The following is a 16,790-nucleotide window of genomic DNA, read 5'->3' on the forward strand; positions in this document are numbered from 1 at the left end:
AATCTAAAGACCTGAAAATTTTGCTTCGTCCCAGTAACGGTCCAATTCTTCAAGCGTAAAATCATCAAACGTTTTTCCGCTTTGATTCACTTTTTCTTCAATATACCGGAACCGGCGGATAAACTTCTCATTGGTGGCAAACAGCGCCTCTTCCGGATTAAGTTCCAAAAATCTGGCCACATTGACGAAAGCGAACAATAAATCGCCAAATTCCTGATTGGCCCGGTTGAACCCTTCCTCGGTGCCATCCAATTCAGCGATAAATTCCTGAAGTTCCTCTTTCACTTTCTCCAAAGCCGGCCCGATTTCCTTCCAGTCAAACCCGACATTCGCCGCTTTTTTTTGCAGTTCATAGGCCCGCAGCAAATTAGGCAGGGCAAGCGATATGCCGTCAAGGATAGACTCAGGAGTTTCATTCCCTTTCTCCTGCCGCTTGATTTCCTGCCAATTTTGCACCACTTCTTCGGCGCTGTCCGCTTTCACTTCCCCAAACACATGCGGATGCCGACGGATCATTTTGGCGGATATTCCTTCAATCACATCGTCGATGGTAAAGAACCCTTCATCCTCGCCAATTTGCGCGTGAAGCATGACTTGGAGCAATACGTCACCCAATTCCTCCACTAAATGATCAATATCCCCGCTGTCAATGGCATCGATGACTTCATAGGTCTCTTCAATCAGATATTTTTTTAACGATTCATGGGTTTGCTTTTTATCCCATGGGCAACCGTTCGGCCCGCGTAAAATCGCGATAATCTCGCGGAATTTCGTGAAGTTTTTCCATAGAATCGATTCTTCCTTGACCGGAGGCACATAAACAGAGGTGAGATTGTTGACAGTCATTTGACGGTCCAGTTCATATAAAGGCACCTTTTGAATAACCTCATCCTTACTGCCAGCTGCCGTGACAATTACCACGCCATAATCTTCGGGATACTTTTCCATTAACACCAGTTTGACGTCGGAGGCCACAAATTGGTCGTATACTTGACTGATGATGATATGCTGGTCCATTTGCAGCTGCCGAGGATGGATGTCCGTTCCATCCAACAGTTGAAAGCCTTCAACCGGGTCGACTTTTACCGAGATAAATAAGGCGTCAATAAAGCTTTGGCCGCCGCCTATTTTCACTTCAATCCCCTGTTTAGGTCCTTCTTCCAATAAAAGCTGCACAGTCCGTTCCGCTACAAGTGGATGGCCCGGAACCGCATAGATAAGGTCATTATCCTGTGATTTTTCCATTAGTGTACGGACAATTTCCTGATAAACCTCCTCGAACTGGTCATGTTTTTCATATACATCATCAAAGGAGACGCAGTTCATCCCTTCCTCCTGCAAAGAGTTGACCACGGGATGTTCCTTTGTCCGCAGAAAAACGATGTTTGCCTTCATAAGTCTCCGATAGACCCCGAGGGGCAACTGCTCGAGTTCGCCGGCCCCTAAACCTACAATTTCAATTGTTTTTACCATGATAACCTCGATCCTTTCGAGCCATAAGATGAATGAGTTTACTGCCAAACGGAAATAATCCGAGCTCTTCCTCAAGAAATGCTTTTCTTCTAATAATCGTGAACATAAACAGACCACCTCCCAATACTACAGCGGTTAATGATTCAAATGCCGCTCCGGTGCGCCCCCATTGTTTCGCCCCTGCCCATTCATCCAGAACGTAAATATATCCCTTCAAAAATATCAGCATTACGACGGCTGCCATCAGTATGGTCACAAAAAATCTTGCATTGAATAACCGCACTTGCAGGGAATTTTTTAACCGAAGCCATAGAGCTGCGGTAATCAGGCCAAGGGAGACGAGCGAGGAGATGGCTGCTCCCTCTGTATGAAAAACCGGAATCAACAATATATTAAATAAATATTTTAATGGAAACAGGAGGGTAATGGCTGCCGCGGGAAAAATGAGACTGCCTAACCCCTGCATAACCGCTATAATGGTTAAAATAACGGATGTAAAAAAAATAACAAAGCTTAACAACCCCAATACAGGAGAACCTGACCCGTTTTCAAATAGCATGATATTGACAGGCCGGATGATGGCCCACAAGCCGACGGATGCGCCGGCTCCGATGACGATACTTACTTTAATGGCCAATCGGATTTTATGGTGCAAAAATTGCGGTTTGGCTGCCAATCTCTCGCGGGTGATTAACGGGACAAGTGTCAAGGACATGGAAGTGGCCGCTACTGTCCCCAATTGAATCAGCGGCTGCCCCCGGTCAAATACCCCTTTTAGACTCTTGGCCATATCCGGCTCCATGCCGCCTGCAACAAGGAGAGAGTGGAGGTTAAGTGAATCTGCCAATTGCAAGAAAATCATAAGCATCCCGCTCAAACAAATGGCTAGCCCTTGGATAGTCAATGTTTTAAAAATTGGTCTCGCCTCTTGAAGCGTTGCAAGCAGGCTGTGAGTTGGCAGACCTAATATTTTCAATTCTTTACGTTTCCAAAGAAATGTAAACAAAATCATTGCGGCCACGATGCTTCCGGTAAAGGAACCGAACATCGCCCCTCCGCCAATTAAATACAATGAAACGCCTTTTTGCATGAACAGGTAGGATAATCCAAGAATGGTTAACACCCGAACAGCTTGTTCTGCCACTTGCGATAGGGCGGTTGGGATCATGTCCCCCTTTCCTTGGTAATAGCCTCTTAACACAGAGACAAAGGGCATGGTCAGAAACACAACCGAGACGACCCTAAATAATATCGCCAAGTGGCGGTCATGCATCCAAGAGGCAATCAAATCGGCACCGAAGTATAAAACCAAAAAACAGATGAGTCCAAACAGCTGCAGATAAACAAGTGAGAGTACCATGAGCAAAGGGGCCCTAGCATGATTGCCGGTTTCCCGCTGCTCCGCAAACAGCTTTGAAATGACCACCGGAAAGCCGGTCGTCGATAAAACAACAGCCATTCCATAAAATGGGTAGATTTGCTGGTATATGTAAAATCCAATATCTCCTACGATATTCTGAAAAGGAATCCGATATAATGCACTTAATATTTTTGTGATGATGGCCGCAGCCGTTAAAATAAAGGCTCCCCTGACCAGTGCCTTCGATGGGTTCACTGATTTCACCTGCCAATCATTAACTCAAAACAATATTATAACATTAAAAAAGGCAGCAACGGCTGCCCTTTTTAAGTATTATGTGTATTCTATTGCTCCATTTGCCTTGCTAGGAAGCCTGCTGCCGTTTCAACCGCTTTTTGCTCTACTTCCCCCAATGTTCCCTCTTTTGAGATAATCATGACGGCACCAATCGGGTCCCCATTGGCAATGATTGGTCCAATGGTGTAGGAGGTGACGGTTTCCTCGATGCCCTCCACCAAGGAAACCTCCCCCTGGGATGTCAGAAGAACCGAGTTACGGTCCTCCATTGTTTTTTCGACTAAATCACTAATATTTTTATTTAAGTAATCTTTTTTAGAACCACCTGCTACCGAAATATAGACATCACGATCACAAATTAAAACAGGATTTCCGAGGCTGTCAAATAAGGCTTCTGCATATTCTTTGGCAAAATCGCTTAATTCGCTGATTGGTGAATACTTTTTTAGAATAACTTCCCCATCGCGGTCAACGAAGATTTCCAATGGATCTCCTTCGCGGATACGCAGCGTTCTGCGTATTTCTTTAGGGATTACAACACGACCCAAATCATCGATTCGACGAACTATTCCAGTTGCTTTCATCCAATGTTGCCTCACTTTCATCTGATGATTTTTCAACATGGTAATGAAGGAAGTCCTTCGTATGTATCATTACCTGCTTTGAACATAGTATCTTTCATCTGGAAAGTTCTATACACATTCGCAATATTTTTTCACCTTTTGAAGAATCCTTCAAAGATGGAAAAAAACGAAAATGCCTAGAGCTGTCCATTAAGGGGTCTGACTCCACGCCTAAACCAATATATAGAGCATTTACTAAAAAGTAGCCCTATATATAGTGGAGTGGTGTCTGACTCCCTTTGCTTTTTGGACAGCCCTAGGCACTTATAAGTTTATCTGCATGTGTGTTGTTGGCAACTAGGTGCTAGACAGGATTCTCCTGGCCTTTTTTTGCTAACGGAATGCTTTTAATCATTTCCAAAACAATATGAAGCCATTGCGCAGGGTGATATTCTTTTGTGTCGATAACAATGATCAGCCTGCCGTTCTCCATCCCCGGCGTGACGGACCTGCCGAACTGGCTGCCGAGGTGGAAAATTTTACTGCCGTCAATCCCGTTGGTGATGTCCTCGTTCAAGAAAATCGTTACCTTTTGTTTTGCCTGTTTAATCTGCTCAACACCGTTTTGAAGGGCAAACACTTTGATTTCGGCTATTTGGAACAGGTAGGCAACCTCGTCAGGATACTCCCCAAAGCGATCCTGCATTTCCTCCTGCAGTTCTTCTATTTCTTCAAGAGAATCCGCGCCTCGGAAGCGTTTGTACATTTCAATCTTTTGATTGCCGTCTTTAATGTAAGAATCGGGAATGTAGGCGTCGATTTCCAAATCGATTTCCACGGTGCGTTTGGCTGTTTCTGTCAGGTTGCCTTTTCTCTCTTCAACCGCTTCCTTCAGCATTTGCGAATAAAGATCAAACCCTACAGAATCAATGAAACCATGTTGCTGGGCCCCAAGCAGATTACCCGCGCCTCTGATTGTCAAGTCACGCATGGCAATTTTAAAGCCGGAGCCTAACTCAGTAAATTCCTTGATCGCTTCCAGCCGCTTTTCGGCTACCTCGGTCAATACCTTATCCTTGCGGTAAGTGAAATAAGCATAAGCAACCCGATTGGAACGGCCGACCCTGCCGCGCAGCTGATAAAGCTGGGAAAGCCCCATGCGGTCAGCATCATAAACAATCAAGGTATTCACGTTTGGTATATCCACACCGGTCTCGATAATGGTCGTACTGACGAGAACATCGGATTCCCCGGCGAGGAAATTCAGCATAACCGATTCGAGTTCGTTCTCGGTCATCTGGCCATGGGCATAGGAGACCCGTGCATCCGGAACCAGCATGGAGATTTCCTCGGCTTTGCGCTCTATATCTTCCACCCGATTATACAAAAAGTAGACTTGTCCGTCCCGGGCCAGTTCCCGCTCGATCGCTTCCCTGACCAGTGCCCCGTTATACTCCATGACATAGGTTTGTACTGGGAACCGGTTTTCCGGCGGGGTTTCGATGACCGACAAATCCCTGACACCGAGCATCGACATATGAAGGGTCCTTGGAATCGGAGTGGCCGTTAGGGTCAGCACATCGACGTTGGTTTTCAATTTTTTGATCTTTTCTTTATGGGTAACGCCAAACCGCTGTTCCTCGTCGATAATCAATAAACCCAAGTCATGGTAAATAATATCCTTCGACAGGAGTCGATGGGTTCCTATGACAATATCGACAGTCCCTGCTTTTAACCCTTTAATGGTTTCTGTTTGTTGCCTTTTCGTGCGGAACCGGCTAAGCAGGCCGATATTAATCGGAAAGTCCTGAAACCTCTCCCTGATGGTTTCATAGTGCTGCTGGGCGAGAATAGTAGTTGGAACCAGAAAGGCCACCTGCTTCCCGTCAGCTATTGCCTTAAAAGCAGCGCGAATCGCCACCTCCGTTTTTCCATAACCAACATCACCGCACAAGAGCCGGTCCATCGGGCGCGGCCGTTCCATATCGATTTTGATTTCATGAATGGAGCGGAGCTGGTCCTCGGTTTCCTTGTATGGGAAAGAAGTTTCGAATTCCCGCTGCATATCGCCATCCGGCGAGTAAGCATAACCAACCGCCGCTTCCCGCTCAGCATATAGCTTGATTAAATCATCGGCGATGTCTTCGACAGAAGATTGAACTTTCTTCTTGACCTTTTTCCATTCGGAACCGCCTAGTTTATAAATCTTGGGCTCTTTGCCCTCTGATCCAACATACTTTTGCACAAGGTCAATTTGTTCAACAGGAACATAGAGTTTGTCAGACCCTTGATAGCGGATATGCATATAGTCCTTATGAACCCCGTTAATAACAAGAGTTTCAATCCCCAAATACTTACCGATCCCATGATTGACATGGACCACATAATCGCCGACTTTAAGCTCGGAGTAGCTCTTGATCCGTTCGGCATTGGAAAGCTTTTGCCGGTTTCCTGCCTTTTTAACCCGCTTTTTAAAAAGCTCCTCTTCGGTGATGATCGCCACTTTTTGGATGGTAAGCTCAAAACCGGATTGCAGGCTGCCCTGCATTATCTGAACCTTGCCTGCCATAAGCGGCTGGTCTCCCGTCACCAGCGATGCCTCAATTTCGTAATCCTCGAGGACACGTTCTAATTTCGTTACCCGATCTTCGTCAGCCCCTAAAAATAAGACCGCAAATTGGCCCTTTTTCCAGCGTTCAATTTCTGTCTTCAGCAAATGCATTTGCCCGTGGAAGTTTTGCATCGGCCGGCAGGACATGTTGATAATATTCTGCGGGCTGGTATTTGCTACATGGCGCAAAAATAACGACATATAAATAATCGGGAATGGCTTTCTTTGCAAAAACGCCAGCAAATCATGGGAAATCTGCAAATCGTGGACAATCTTGCCTTCACTGAGCAAAGCGGTATACCACTCCGCCTCTTCTTTCACCAGTGATTCATTCATCTCTTGAATCCGGCTGATTTCATCTATAATCACCAACCCGTTTTGGGGAAGGTAGTCTAGTAAACTAGCAGGCCTTTCGTATGCGAGTGATAGGTATTTGAACACTTGCTCTGGTTTTTGTCCGTTTTTCAATTGTTCCAGTTCAAAACTGATATTTTGCGAGAGCTGGATTTTCGCTTTATCATCCTTTAACCTTCTTAAGCTTTTGGCCAATCCTTCCTCAAGCCCGCTGACCATTCTGCTAAAATTCTCGGGTTTTAGCAAGACCTCTGATGCCGGACCAATGACCACCTCAGAAACCTTGTCACGGGAACGTTGGTCTTCAAGAGAAAAGTACCTGATGGATTCAATTTCTGTGTCAAATAATTCAATCCGGATTGGGTTATCTTCTGTTAGGGGGTAGATATCGACAATTCCACCTCGGACACTGAATTCACCTGGTGTGGTGACCATCTCCGCCCGGATATATCCCATATTGACCAAGTCCATTAACATTTTATCAATATCCAGGTCTGCCCCTGTCTTTATGAAAAATTGGTTTTCTTCCCATAATTGTTTAGGGGGGAGAATTTTCTTCAATCCCGCTACCGGAACAATTAATATTCCTTGATTGGACCTGCTCCAATAATTTAATGCCTCTATTCGGTTGGCCCTCAGTTCAGGGCTTGCCACGCTCATTTCAGCTGCTATCAGTTCATTAGCCGGGAAAAGGAAGACTTCCTTTTCGTTTACTAGATTGGCAATATCATCATAGAGTTTCTGTGCTTGTAATAGATTGTGGGTGACAATCAGAATCGGCCGCTTCGTTTTTTCATAGATAGAAGCTGTAAGCACGGTTCTGGATGATCCTGATAGCCCGGCAACCAGCTGCTCCCTTAATCCTTCTCCAATACCTGCCAACACGGATTGGACCTCTTCCTGATTGAGGAACAATGACTTTAAGCCATTCATGTCTTCTCTCCTCCTCTCCTGCATGTTAAATTCAAGTTTTCTATAAGCCAATTTTTTAAAACAGAAAAATGCTTTGGAGTCCTTCCAAAGCTATCTTAATGAATCAGATAATCATATTGATGGTAATCCGGATTCCGTTCTAACGCTTCCTGGCAGTCTTCACAAATGGCGGCAATATGAATATCGCCTGATGGGTCATAGGATACCATTTCCAATCTTTCTTGATCCGTTAATTTATGAAGTCCGAGGGATTCCGAATAAATCGACGCCTGTTGAATTGAGCCAAGGTTTGTCCCGCAATGGCGGCAATGATAATGAACGGCCACACCTGTCCCTCCTATTTTTTGAGTCGCTACTAGTATTAACTTGTTTGGAGGAACTTATTCAACATACCCATTTAGTTCTTTAGATGCAGCTTTTTGGTTTTTCTTATAAGTATGAAACAACGGCTTGGTTGATGAATGTCTTACTGATTATAATCATTCATAACTTGTAAAAACGGCTTATTCAGCCATGCTTCGCAAGCATCTGCACTTTTTTTGACGGCTTGCTCCAAAAACGGCACTTCTTCCTGATGGAATCGGCCAAGCACGTAGTCAGGGACACTCATGCCGCTTTGGGGCCTGTCAATCCCGATGCGGATCCGGTTAAATTGCTGCGTGCCAAGATGGGCCACAATTGACTTAATCCCATTATGGCCGCCAGGGCTCCCCTTTTGCCGCAGTCGGATTTTCCCGACCGGCAAATCGAGATCATCATAAATGACCAGCAGATCCTCTTGCTCCATTTTATAATAATCCATCACAGCCCGAATCGATTCACCCGATAGATTCATATAGGTAAGCGGTTTTAACAGCAATACCTTTTCGCCATTAACCGTTCCAATTCCGTACAATCCTTTTAATTTTGATTGGTTAAGCGGAATGGCCAGCCGGCTGGATAATTCCTCAATTACCTCAAATCCGATATTATGCCTAGTATGCTCGTATTGTCTGCCAGGATTCCCCAGTCCAGCGATTAACTTCATTTTCCCCACCTCTTCCGGCTTAGACCGCTTATTAAATATGCGAAACATTGTATTCTCCCTTATAAATATATGTGAGAAAAGACGTAACCAAAATAAGGTTACGTCTCCCGGTTATTCATCTTTGCCAACCGGCTCTGTTTCCCTGCCTTCTTCGTTGTCAGGGTGACCGCCTTCCTGCTGTTCCCCGGCATTAATTTCTTCCTCTTGTTTTGGAGGAAGGATCGAGGCTATTACTTCATCCGCCTCATGATTAATTGTAAAATCCCCTTGGTAAGGAATATCCGCGATTGTGAGTGTTTCGCCGACTTGTAAATTGGATATATCCATCTCAATTTGCTGTGGAATTTGGTCTGCTGTGGCGGTAATCGATAGTTGATATAACGGCTGCTGCAATACGCCGCCATCCTTCACACCGGCTGCATCGCCAGTCAGGGCCAGTCTGGCATCCACGGTAATTTTTGATGATTTGTCAACAGCCAGGAAGTCAACATGGAGAATTTCCCTTTTGATGTTGTCCTCTTGGTAGTCTGATAAAATGACATCCTGCTTCCGCCCATCAATATCAAGAGAAATGATCCCGTTTCTGCCCACGGCACGGATGGTTTTCGTCAAATCAGCTGAGCTGACAAAAACAGGTTGGCTCGCTACCTTTCTGCCATAAACCACCGCAGGTATATCTCCATTTACTCTATGTTTCTTTAAATCGGAGCGGCGCAGTTCCTTTCGTTCCTTCGCTTGTAAAACAGTACTCAAAGTTTTAGCCACCTTCCTATTTTGTTAAAAACTGTCTCTATAAAATTGCCCCAAAACAGGAAGAGCTAAACATATTTTTCTTAGAAAACAACGAAGAGGACGACTCCAGTCAGGGGGGCAGCCCCCCGGTATGAGCCATCCTTCTTTAAAAATTAATCAAACAGAATGCTGACCGATTGCTCCTCGTGGATACGAATAATCGCTTCCCCGATTAATGGGGCAACCGAAAGGCCTATTAATTTTTCAATTTTCTTTTCTTCAGGAAGTGAAATAGAATTCGTCACAACCAGTTCTTTAATTTTTGAGTTTTGGATCCGTTCAATGGCAGGACCGGACAATACAGGGTGTGTACAGCAAGCGTAAACTTCTTTTGCCCCGTTTTCTGCTAAAGCATTGGCTGCCAGCGTAATCGTGCCGGCTGTATCGATGATGTCATCAATCAGGATTGCCACTTTTCCTTCAATATTACCGACAATATTCATAACCTCGGCGACATTCGGCCTTGGACGGCGCTTATCGATAATCGCGATTGGTGCCTTAAGACGCTCTGCCATTTTTCTGGCTCTGGTAACACCGCCATGGTCAGGTGATACCACCACAATTTCGCCTTTCAGTTCTTTGTTCTTAAAGTAATCCGATAAAATCGGCACACCCATTAAGTTGTCAATCGGAATATCAAAGAAACCTTGAATCTGCGGCGCGTGTAAATCTAAGCAAAGGACACGGCTTGCACCCGCGGTTTCAAGCAGGTTAGCCACCAATTTGGCTGTAATTGGCTCCCGGGACCTTGCTTTCCGGTCTTGGCGGGCATATCCATAATAAGGCATGACAATGTTGATGGTTTTTGCGGAAGCCCGCTTTAAAGCATCAATCATGATCAATAGTTCCATGATATTATCGTTGACAGGCTGGCTGGTGGATTGGATGACATATACATCACAGCCGCGGATACTTTCTTCAATATTGATTTGAATTTCTCCGTCACTGAAACGGTTTACTGAACATTTTCCCAGTTCCACCCCGATGACTTTGGCAATATCTTGAGCAAGTGGTAAATTTGAATTTAAGCTGAATACCTTTAAGTTTGGATCTAAGTATTGGTTAGACATGTTGGCCCTCCTGATTTGATTCGCTTATTTCTTTCGATTAAGCTTTTCTGCGTAATTTTCCTTATTCACCTGGTGTGCACGTGCAATGGATAAAGCTTTTCCCGGTACATCCTTTGTGATGGTTGACCCGGCAGCTACATAGGCTCCTTTTCCAACAGTAACCGGTGCGACTAAGTTGGAATTGCAGCCAATAAATACGTCATCTTCAATCTTCGTCAGGTATTTATTTTTCCCATCATAATTGACTGTAATCGAACCGCAGCCCAGGTTGACGTTCCTGCCGACCTCGGCATCCCCGATGTAGCTAAGATGTGACGCTTTGCTGCCTTGTCCAAATACAGCCTTTTTAATCTCCACGAAATTGCCGATCTTGACATCATCAAGAATAGTTGAATCCGGACGAATATGAGCAAACGGGCCAATGTTAACCTTAGCCCCAATCTCACTTTGATGGGCAGCCGATTGTCTCACTGTGGTTTCATTGCCAATCCGGCACGAAACAATTTCAGAATGGGGGCCAATTTGGCATTCCTCCCCAATCACTGTCTTCCCTTTCAGCATCGTGCCGGGATAGATAATAGTATCTTGTCCAATTTCCACCTCTGCTTCAATATAGGTAGTGGCAGGATCGATAATCGTTACTCCATTGCGCATATGGGCTTCGTTGATGCGGCCCCTCATAATCCGCTCTGCTTCGGACAAAGCCACACGGTCATTAACCCCCAAGGTTTCATCCAAATCATCCGTTTGGTAAGCCGTCACCACTTCGCCTTGTTTTTTCAGGATTTCGATCACATCGGGCAAATAGTATTCACCTTGTGTGTTTTCATTGGATACGTTTTTTAACGCTTCGAACAAGGCAATATTGTCAAAGCAATAGGTCCCGGTATTGATTTCATTAATTTTCCGCTCTACATCAGAGGCATCTTTATGCTCCACAATCTTTTCAACGTTTCCAGCCTCATTTCGGATAACCCGTCCATATCCGGCTGGGTCGGCAATGCTTGCTGTAAGAATGGTAGCCTTTGCCTTTGCTTCTTCGTGATGCTTAAATAAAGCTTCCATCGTTTCAGCTTTTATGAGGGGCGTATCGCCGCAAACAACGAGGGTCACTCCCGCTTTTCCTTCAAGCAAGCCTTCAGCCTGCATAACCGCGTGGGCAGTCCCTAGCTGTTTCTCCTGCAACGCATAATGGCTCAAAGAGCCTAATTGCGCTTGAACTTTTTCAGCCCCGTGGCCAATAATGGTGACAATTTCTTTTATATCAAGCTGTTGAACCTGGTCTACTACATGTTGAACCATCGGTTTTCCGCATACAGGGTGTAAAACCTTATAAAGCTTTGATTTCATCCGAGTCCCCTGACCCGCGGCTAAAATCACAGCATAACGATTAGACATGAACAGTCCTCCAATTATTCACCTTTTTATCCATTAAAAATATTATCGTAAATGGGGGCTCATTTCAAGGAATCCATGAGAATGTTGAATAGACAGATTTTTTGCTCTAAAGCGCGGAGACGGGGGATTAACCAGGGGGATCATTGAAACAATAAAAAGAGCCTTACCACGAAGAAAGGCCCTAGTTGTTTTTTTATCGTTTTCAGGAAGCTCCGGCTTCTTCAAACTCTACTTCCAGTTCACCTAAACGGTGATATTCAGCTAATACAGCTTCTTGAATTTTCCCGCGTGTTCCTGAGTTGATTGGATGCGCAATGTCACGGAATTCCCCATCAGGAGTCCGTTTACTTGGCATAGCAACAAATAAACCGTTGTTTCCGTCGATAACACGAATGTCATGAACGACAAATTCATTATCCAATGTGATTGATGCAATCGCTCTCATTCGACCTTCCGTGTTAACACGGCGTAATCTTACGTCAGTTACTTCCATGTGCTCACACCCTTTTTCTTATGATAAAAAGCTAGTTAAGTAATTCAACAATAATTTGCGTTTTCCTTCTTTAATTTTAAAATTTTTTAGAAAAATTAGGTCAAAAGAGTGAACTTTTGTAAAAATTGGGTGTTTTATAACAAAATTGTATAAAAAATATAAAGGCACAGGTGTTACCGTTTTCATTTTTTGCCCGAAATCCCCGGACAATGCCGGTTATTTCACTAATGCGATTACTTCAATTTCGACAAGGGCATCCTTTGGCAGCCGGGCTACCTCGACACAGGATCTGGCAGGCTTATGGTTGGAGAAATATTCACCATACACTTCATTAACGGCAGCAAAATCATCCATGCTCTTAATAAAAACGGTGGCTTTTACGACTGTTTCCAACGATCCTCCTGCTTCAGCCAGTACCGCTTGCAAATTGTGGAACACTTGGTGAGTTTGCTCTTTCACATCGCCTGTCACCATGGTTCCTTCTGATGTCAATGGAATTTGACCAGAGCTGAAAAGTAGATTATTGACAATAATCCCTTGGGAATATGGTCCGATTGCGGCCGGTGCTTGATTAGTTTGAACTGTTTTCATAATAATTGCCCCCTCTTAAAAAAATTTCCTTCATGTGCGTTAATCTTTTTCTCTTTTACCTCAACATTGGAAAGTTTCACGAGTGATAGATAATCATCCACCAACCGCTCTTCCGTTTCCTCCGCTTCTACCAAAACAGCGATACCGGAAACATGGGCATTAAATTCCTCCAGCATGCTCACCATGCCCAACACGGTACCTCCGGCCTTCATGAAATCATCGACAATCAGGACCTGCGACCCTTCCTTCAGGCTTCGCTTCGAAAGAACCATGGTTTGGATCCTTTTCGCCGAACCTGATACATAATTAATGCTTACCGTCGGCCCTTCGGTGACTTTACTGTCCCTGCGCACAATGACTACCGGAACATTGAGCTGGCTCGCAACGGCATAAGCCAAAGGAATTCCCTTTGTGGCAATCGTCATGACCACATCAATTTGGGCGTCAGCATATGCCGAGGCAATAATTCGCCCAGCCTTTTGGACAATTTGAGGATTCCCCAATATATCGGTCAAATACAAATAACCCCCCGGCAGCAACCGGTCAGGATCCATAATCAATTGGCAAAGCTCGTCGACAAACGGCTTTGCCTTTTCCTTGCTGACTTTTACAAAAAACTTTACTCCCCCTGCTGCACCCGGAACGGTTTGCAAGGTGCCGATTCCTCTAGCCTCAAACGTCTCCTTGACTATGGCTAAATCTTCACTGATGGAGGATTTGGCGGAGTCGTAACGTTCTGCAAAAAACGTTAGCGGCACCAGCTGGCGAGGATGGTCCAGCAGGTAATTTGTCATATCAATCAAACGTTCACTGCGACGAAATTTCATAACAACCCCCTATAGCCGAATATTCTACTTAAAGAATACTATTATTGTGCGTCTTTAATCAAGTGTATTTCGTTCCCCCAACATTCTGACGGCAAAAACCTGATCGCAGAAACCTCTTAAGCCGTTATAAATCCGATGCATCCGTGAATCATGCTGGACCAGCCCAAACACAGTTGGCCCGCTCCCGCTCATTAGTACAGCGTCAGCCCCGAACCGTTTCATTTGGTCTTTAATTTGCGCCACTTCCGGATGCAGGTTTAAGGTGACCTGCTCCAATACATTCTCCATATTCCGGCACACCATATCGTAATCATGGTGATGAAGGGCCTCCATCATGGCGCCGATGTTTGGGTGGTTTATCGAGTGTACATCCAGCCTGCGGTATACATCTGCTGTTGATACGCCGATAAATGGCTTAGCGAGGATAATCCAGCAGGTTGGCGGTGCCGGCAGCTCCGTAATTTGTTCGCCTCGTCCTTTTGCAAGGGCTGTCCCTCCATAAACACAAAACGAAACATCCGAGCCAATCTCACTGCCGATTTCGGCAAGCTCATCCAAGCTTAATCCAAGGTTCCATAGTTTGTTTAAGCCTCTTAATGCCGCGGCTGCATCGCTGCTTCCGCCAGCCAAACCAGCAGCAACAGGTATGGTTTTTTCAATGGAAATGGCCACACCCTTTTTAATCCCAAACCGTTCTTTTAAAGTTTGTGCTGCCTGATAGGCCAAATTCCGCTGGTCATCCGGAACATAACGGTTTTGTGAAATAATATGTATTTGGTCTTGCTCTAATAAGGTTAGTTCCAGCCGATCTGCTAAATCAATGGTCGTCATGATCATTTCAACCTCATGATACCCATCGGTTCGTTTATGTAAAACATCTAAAGCTAAATTAATTTTAGCCGGTGCCTTGACCAAAATCTTCACTGCGTCCACCTACTTCTACATTATCCGGCACATTTCAAGTCTTGTGCATATGATATCCGAAATCTATATATTGTCCTATTTTACCACAAAATGAAGATTGTAAGACGTCAGATAAGTGAATAAGCTTGCAAAATGAAAATTTATTTGATTCCCCCTCCAACATGGCACATAAAAAAGCCAGGGAGGTCCCTGGCTAGCTGCGGCATGCTTGCTTGTTTAAATTTAAAGCAAAAGTACTTGGTTTAAGAGTCAGAGGGGTTCCGGGAGGCCAATCGTGCCTCTGCCAGTTCTATGGCACGTTTCACCATATTCCCCGCATCCTTCGAACGGATACCGCCCCAGCCTTCCTTTTGGACAACATCATAGAAACCAAGATCCTTGGCAAGTTCTTCTTTAAATTGGTAGGACATGATACCTCTTCTTCTGCCCATCTAAACAACCCCTTCCTAAGCCGCAGCATTCTTAGTATGGTTAGATGGGGAGAATTCATGAATAATCCCATAAAAAAGCAAAAAGCAGTAAACCAAGTTTACTGCCGCGTTGCTTATATACTAGCTTAAAGCCACATTTCCTGCTGCATCTTCATAGAAGGTAATTTGAACTGTCTCTGTTAATACATCTGCATAACTATAGGAAACACGTTCAAAGGCGTTCTCGTCTTGATCTAACTCAATCACGAAAACAGAAGGATAGGTCTCGGCAAGGATACCGGAACGTTCAATCGTTTTGCGGCGTCCTCCATTGGCCTTCAATAACAATCTTTTCCCTAAATTGGAGTCTAGGGCCTTTTTGATATCCATTAAGGTTTTTGTCATTCGGTCCACCTCACTATGTAAAAGTATACCACATTGACATAGTTCTGTCAAACAAAAATATAAATTATATCAGTCCGACAAAAAGATTGTCAATCATTTTCATCCTATTTTTTTTGCTAATTTTCAACATTTCTATCGTTGCCTGATTTTCAAATAATTATGTACATACAAAAAAATATGAAACGCCCGAAATTATCTTAGATTTAATGAGGTTATGGCGCCCAAAGGCGGGCGCCTGTTCATGATTCCCTTATTCATCCTGTAAATTCTGAAAGGGCATGCCTGTTCTTAAGACCCCTTTCGTATCAATACCGCCTAACCCTTTTTCCCCTGTTAACGTATTGCGCAGGACTTCCCACACATTGATTCTTTCCATAAATGGCGTGAAGCTTACTTTCGCCACAATATAGACAGGGTCAAGAGCATGGATATTGACCCTTGCCGGTGAACTGGCAAAGTTTGCCCCGGCGTGAATCAGCGATTCAAAATGTGATTGACAGGCACCCGCAAAAATCACTAGTTGATCAAGATGGGGAATCTTGCTTCTCGCTTCCCTTACCGTCATGACAAAATGTTTAGAGTGACGGTAGGCATTAATGTCCGAAATCTTTCCCTTTGCCTTCGAATAGGCGTCATGCCCGGTGATGACTAAAATATCCGGGCGGTAGTAATCAATAAGCCCGCCGATTTTCAAGTGCATTTCCTTTTCGTTACAGTAAATTCCGACCACAGGCACACCAATTTTTTCATAAAGTGCCATGCATTTTTTCAAATATGCCGGGTCTCCGTCAAGATGCAGGACTTTCCCGGGCATTTGAAAGAACCTGCTTTGTGACACATATCCGCCCGTTGCCTCATATTCTTGCTTCTCCCTTAGTAAATCTACATCCTGGGTAAACAGCTTAAGCGATTGCGCCTCGAGTGTCCGAGATTCCCTCGAGAATTTCTCCCTTTGTAAGGGATCTATGGCAAGCAAATCCCCACAAGGCGCATCGGCGACAAGGCGGATGTCTTCCCCATAGAGTATAGCGTAATCTTGACCATCTATTTTCTGAAAATCAATTACGCGAAAAAGAATGTCGCAATTGTATGAACGTCTGCCGACAATATCATTTATTTTTATAGTCACTGCCGTCACTCCAATTTGGCCAGCAAAATAAGTTTTCTTTGATAGGCTATGCTTACACAAATGTCCATGTGATTAGGAAAGTGCCGCAAATCAGCGGAATGGGGCCATATGACCAAAAAAAATAGACCTATAT

16 protein-coding genes are annotated in these 16,790 nt (G+C 44.5%); all 16 read right to left on the minus strand.

Going from position 1 to position 16,790, the window contains the following annotated elements; genetic code table 11:
- Positions 1-3: 3 nt before the first annotated feature.
- Positions 4-1,473 carry a bifunctional methyltransferase/pyrophosphohydrolase YabN gene (gene yabN, locus ACY8D0_RS07885; protein ID WP_462409993.1) on the minus strand — a complete coding sequence of 490 codons (1,470 nt, stop codon included), beginning with the start codon at positions 1,471-1,473 and terminating at the stop codon, positions 4-6.
- Complete coding sequence (locus tag ACY8D0_RS07890; RefSeq protein WP_462409994.1) at positions 1,457-3,088, minus strand: putative polysaccharide biosynthesis protein; 1,632 nt, start codon at positions 3,086-3,088, stop codon at positions 1,457-1,459. Before ACY8D0_RS07890 ends, yabN begins: the two co-directional genes overlap by 17 nt.
- An 89-nt stretch (positions 3,089-3,177) precedes the next feature.
- Complete coding sequence (gene spoVT / locus ACY8D0_RS07895) at positions 3,178-3,714, minus strand: stage V sporulation protein T (protein ID WP_462409995.1); 537 nt, start codon at positions 3,712-3,714, stop codon at positions 3,178-3,180.
- Between the two features lie 343 nt (positions 3,715-4,057).
- A complete protein-coding gene (gene mfd / locus ACY8D0_RS07900) occupies positions 4,058-7,591 on the minus strand; it encodes a transcription-repair coupling factor (protein WP_462409996.1) in 3,534 nt (1,177 codons plus the stop codon).
- 95 nt (positions 7,592-7,686) lie between these two features.
- A complete protein-coding gene (locus ACY8D0_RS07905) occupies positions 7,687-7,917 on the minus strand; it encodes an anti-sigma-F factor Fin (RefSeq protein WP_462409997.1) in 231 nt (76 codons plus the stop codon).
- Between the two features lie 140 nt (positions 7,918-8,057).
- Positions 8,058-8,618: an aminoacyl-tRNA hydrolase gene (gene pth, locus ACY8D0_RS07910; RefSeq protein WP_462411317.1), complete on the minus strand. Its 561-nt coding sequence runs from the start codon at positions 8,616-8,618 to the stop codon at positions 8,058-8,060.
- Positions 8,619-8,729: 111 nt separating this feature from the next.
- Complete coding sequence (locus tag ACY8D0_RS07915) at positions 8,730-9,371, minus strand: 50S ribosomal protein L25/general stress protein Ctc (protein WP_462409998.1); 642 nt, start codon at positions 9,369-9,371, stop codon at positions 8,730-8,732.
- A 152-nt stretch (positions 9,372-9,523) separates the two neighbouring features.
- The gene (locus tag ACY8D0_RS07920) at positions 9,524-10,480 is read right to left on the minus strand and encodes a ribose-phosphate diphosphokinase (protein WP_462409999.1); all 957 of its coding nucleotides are present in this window, start codon (positions 10,478-10,480) and stop codon (positions 9,524-9,526) included.
- 24 nt (positions 10,481-10,504) lie between these two features.
- On the minus strand, positions 10,505-11,878 hold the full coding sequence (glmU, locus tag ACY8D0_RS07925) for a bifunctional UDP-N-acetylglucosamine diphosphorylase/glucosamine-1-phosphate N-acetyltransferase GlmU (protein ID WP_462410000.1): 1,374 nt from the start codon (positions 11,876-11,878) through the stop codon (positions 10,505-10,507).
- Between the two features lie 202 nt (positions 11,879-12,080).
- Positions 12,081-12,371, minus strand: coding sequence for a septation regulator SpoVG (gene spoVG / locus ACY8D0_RS07930; protein WP_042453823.1), 291 nt, complete (start codon positions 12,369-12,371; stop codon positions 12,081-12,083).
- A gap of 216 nt (positions 12,372-12,587) precedes the next feature.
- Positions 12,588-12,962, minus strand: a complete 375-nt coding sequence (locus tag ACY8D0_RS07935; RefSeq protein WP_462410001.1) for a RidA family protein — start codon at positions 12,960-12,962, stop codon at positions 12,588-12,590.
- Entirely contained in the window at positions 12,959-13,789 is an 831-nt protein-coding gene (gene purR, locus ACY8D0_RS07940; RefSeq protein WP_462410002.1) for a pur operon repressor, read from the minus strand. Before purR ends, ACY8D0_RS07935 begins: the two co-directional genes overlap by 4 nt.
- A gap of 54 nt (positions 13,790-13,843) precedes the next feature.
- Entirely contained in the window at positions 13,844-14,713 is an 870-nt protein-coding gene (ispE, locus tag ACY8D0_RS07945; RefSeq protein WP_462410003.1) for a 4-(cytidine 5'-diphospho)-2-C-methyl-D-erythritol kinase, read from the minus strand.
- A gap of 242 nt (positions 14,714-14,955) precedes the next feature.
- Positions 14,956-15,144 (minus strand): small, acid-soluble spore protein, alpha/beta type, encoded by a 189-nt coding sequence (locus ACY8D0_RS07950; protein ID WP_462410004.1) that lies wholly within the window; start codon positions 15,142-15,144, stop codon positions 14,956-14,958.
- A gap of 120 nt (positions 15,145-15,264) precedes the next feature.
- On the minus strand, positions 15,265-15,528 hold the full coding sequence (gene veg, locus ACY8D0_RS07955) for a biofilm formation stimulator Veg (protein WP_251554306.1): 264 nt from the start codon (positions 15,526-15,528) through the stop codon (positions 15,265-15,267).
- 250 nt (positions 15,529-15,778) lie between these two features.
- A complete protein-coding gene (yabG, locus tag ACY8D0_RS07960) occupies positions 15,779-16,657 on the minus strand; it encodes a sporulation peptidase YabG (RefSeq protein WP_462410005.1) in 879 nt (292 codons plus the stop codon).
- Positions 16,658-16,790: the final 133 nt, after the last annotated feature.

This window comes from Neobacillus camarae, from assembly GCF_054950115.1.

Coding starts and splice junctions, on each gene's coding strand:
- ACY8D0_RS07935 (WP_462410001.1), bottom strand. CDS start 12,962: ATGAAAACAGTTCAAACTAATCAAGCACCGGCCGCAATCGGACCATAT.
- ACY8D0_RS07920 (WP_462409999.1), bottom strand. CDS start 10,480: ATGTCTAACCAATACTTAGATCCAAACTTAAAGGTATTCAGCTTAAAT.
- spoVG (WP_042453823.1), bottom strand. CDS start 12,371: ATGGAAGTAACTGACGTAAGATTACGCCGTGTTAACACGGAAGGTCGA.
- yabN (WP_462409993.1), bottom strand. CDS start 1,473: ATGGTAAAAACAATTGAAATTGTAGGTTTAGGGGCCGGCGAACTCGAG.
- mfd (WP_462409996.1), bottom strand. CDS start 7,591: ATGAATGGCTTAAAGTCATTGTTCCTCAATCAGGAAGAGGTCCAATCC.
- ACY8D0_RS07950 (WP_462410004.1), bottom strand. CDS start 15,144: ATGGGCAGAAGAAGAGGTATCATGTCCTACCAATTTAAAGAAGAACTT.
- pth (WP_462411317.1), bottom strand. CDS start 8,618: ATGAAGTTAATCGCTGGACTGGGGAATCCTGGCAGACAATACGAGCAT.
- veg (WP_251554306.1), bottom strand. CDS start 15,528: ATGACAAAAACCTTAATGGATATCAAAAAGGCCCTAGACTCCAATTTA.
- glmU (WP_462410000.1), bottom strand. CDS start 11,878: ATGTCTAATCGTTATGCTGTGATTTTAGCCGCGGGTCAGGGGACTCGG.
- spoVT (WP_462409995.1), bottom strand. CDS start 3,714: ATGAAAGCAACTGGAATAGTTCGTCGAATCGATGATTTGGGTCGTGTT.
- purR (WP_462410002.1), bottom strand. CDS start 13,789: ATGAAATTTCGTCGCAGTGAACGTTTGATTGATATGACAAATTACCTG.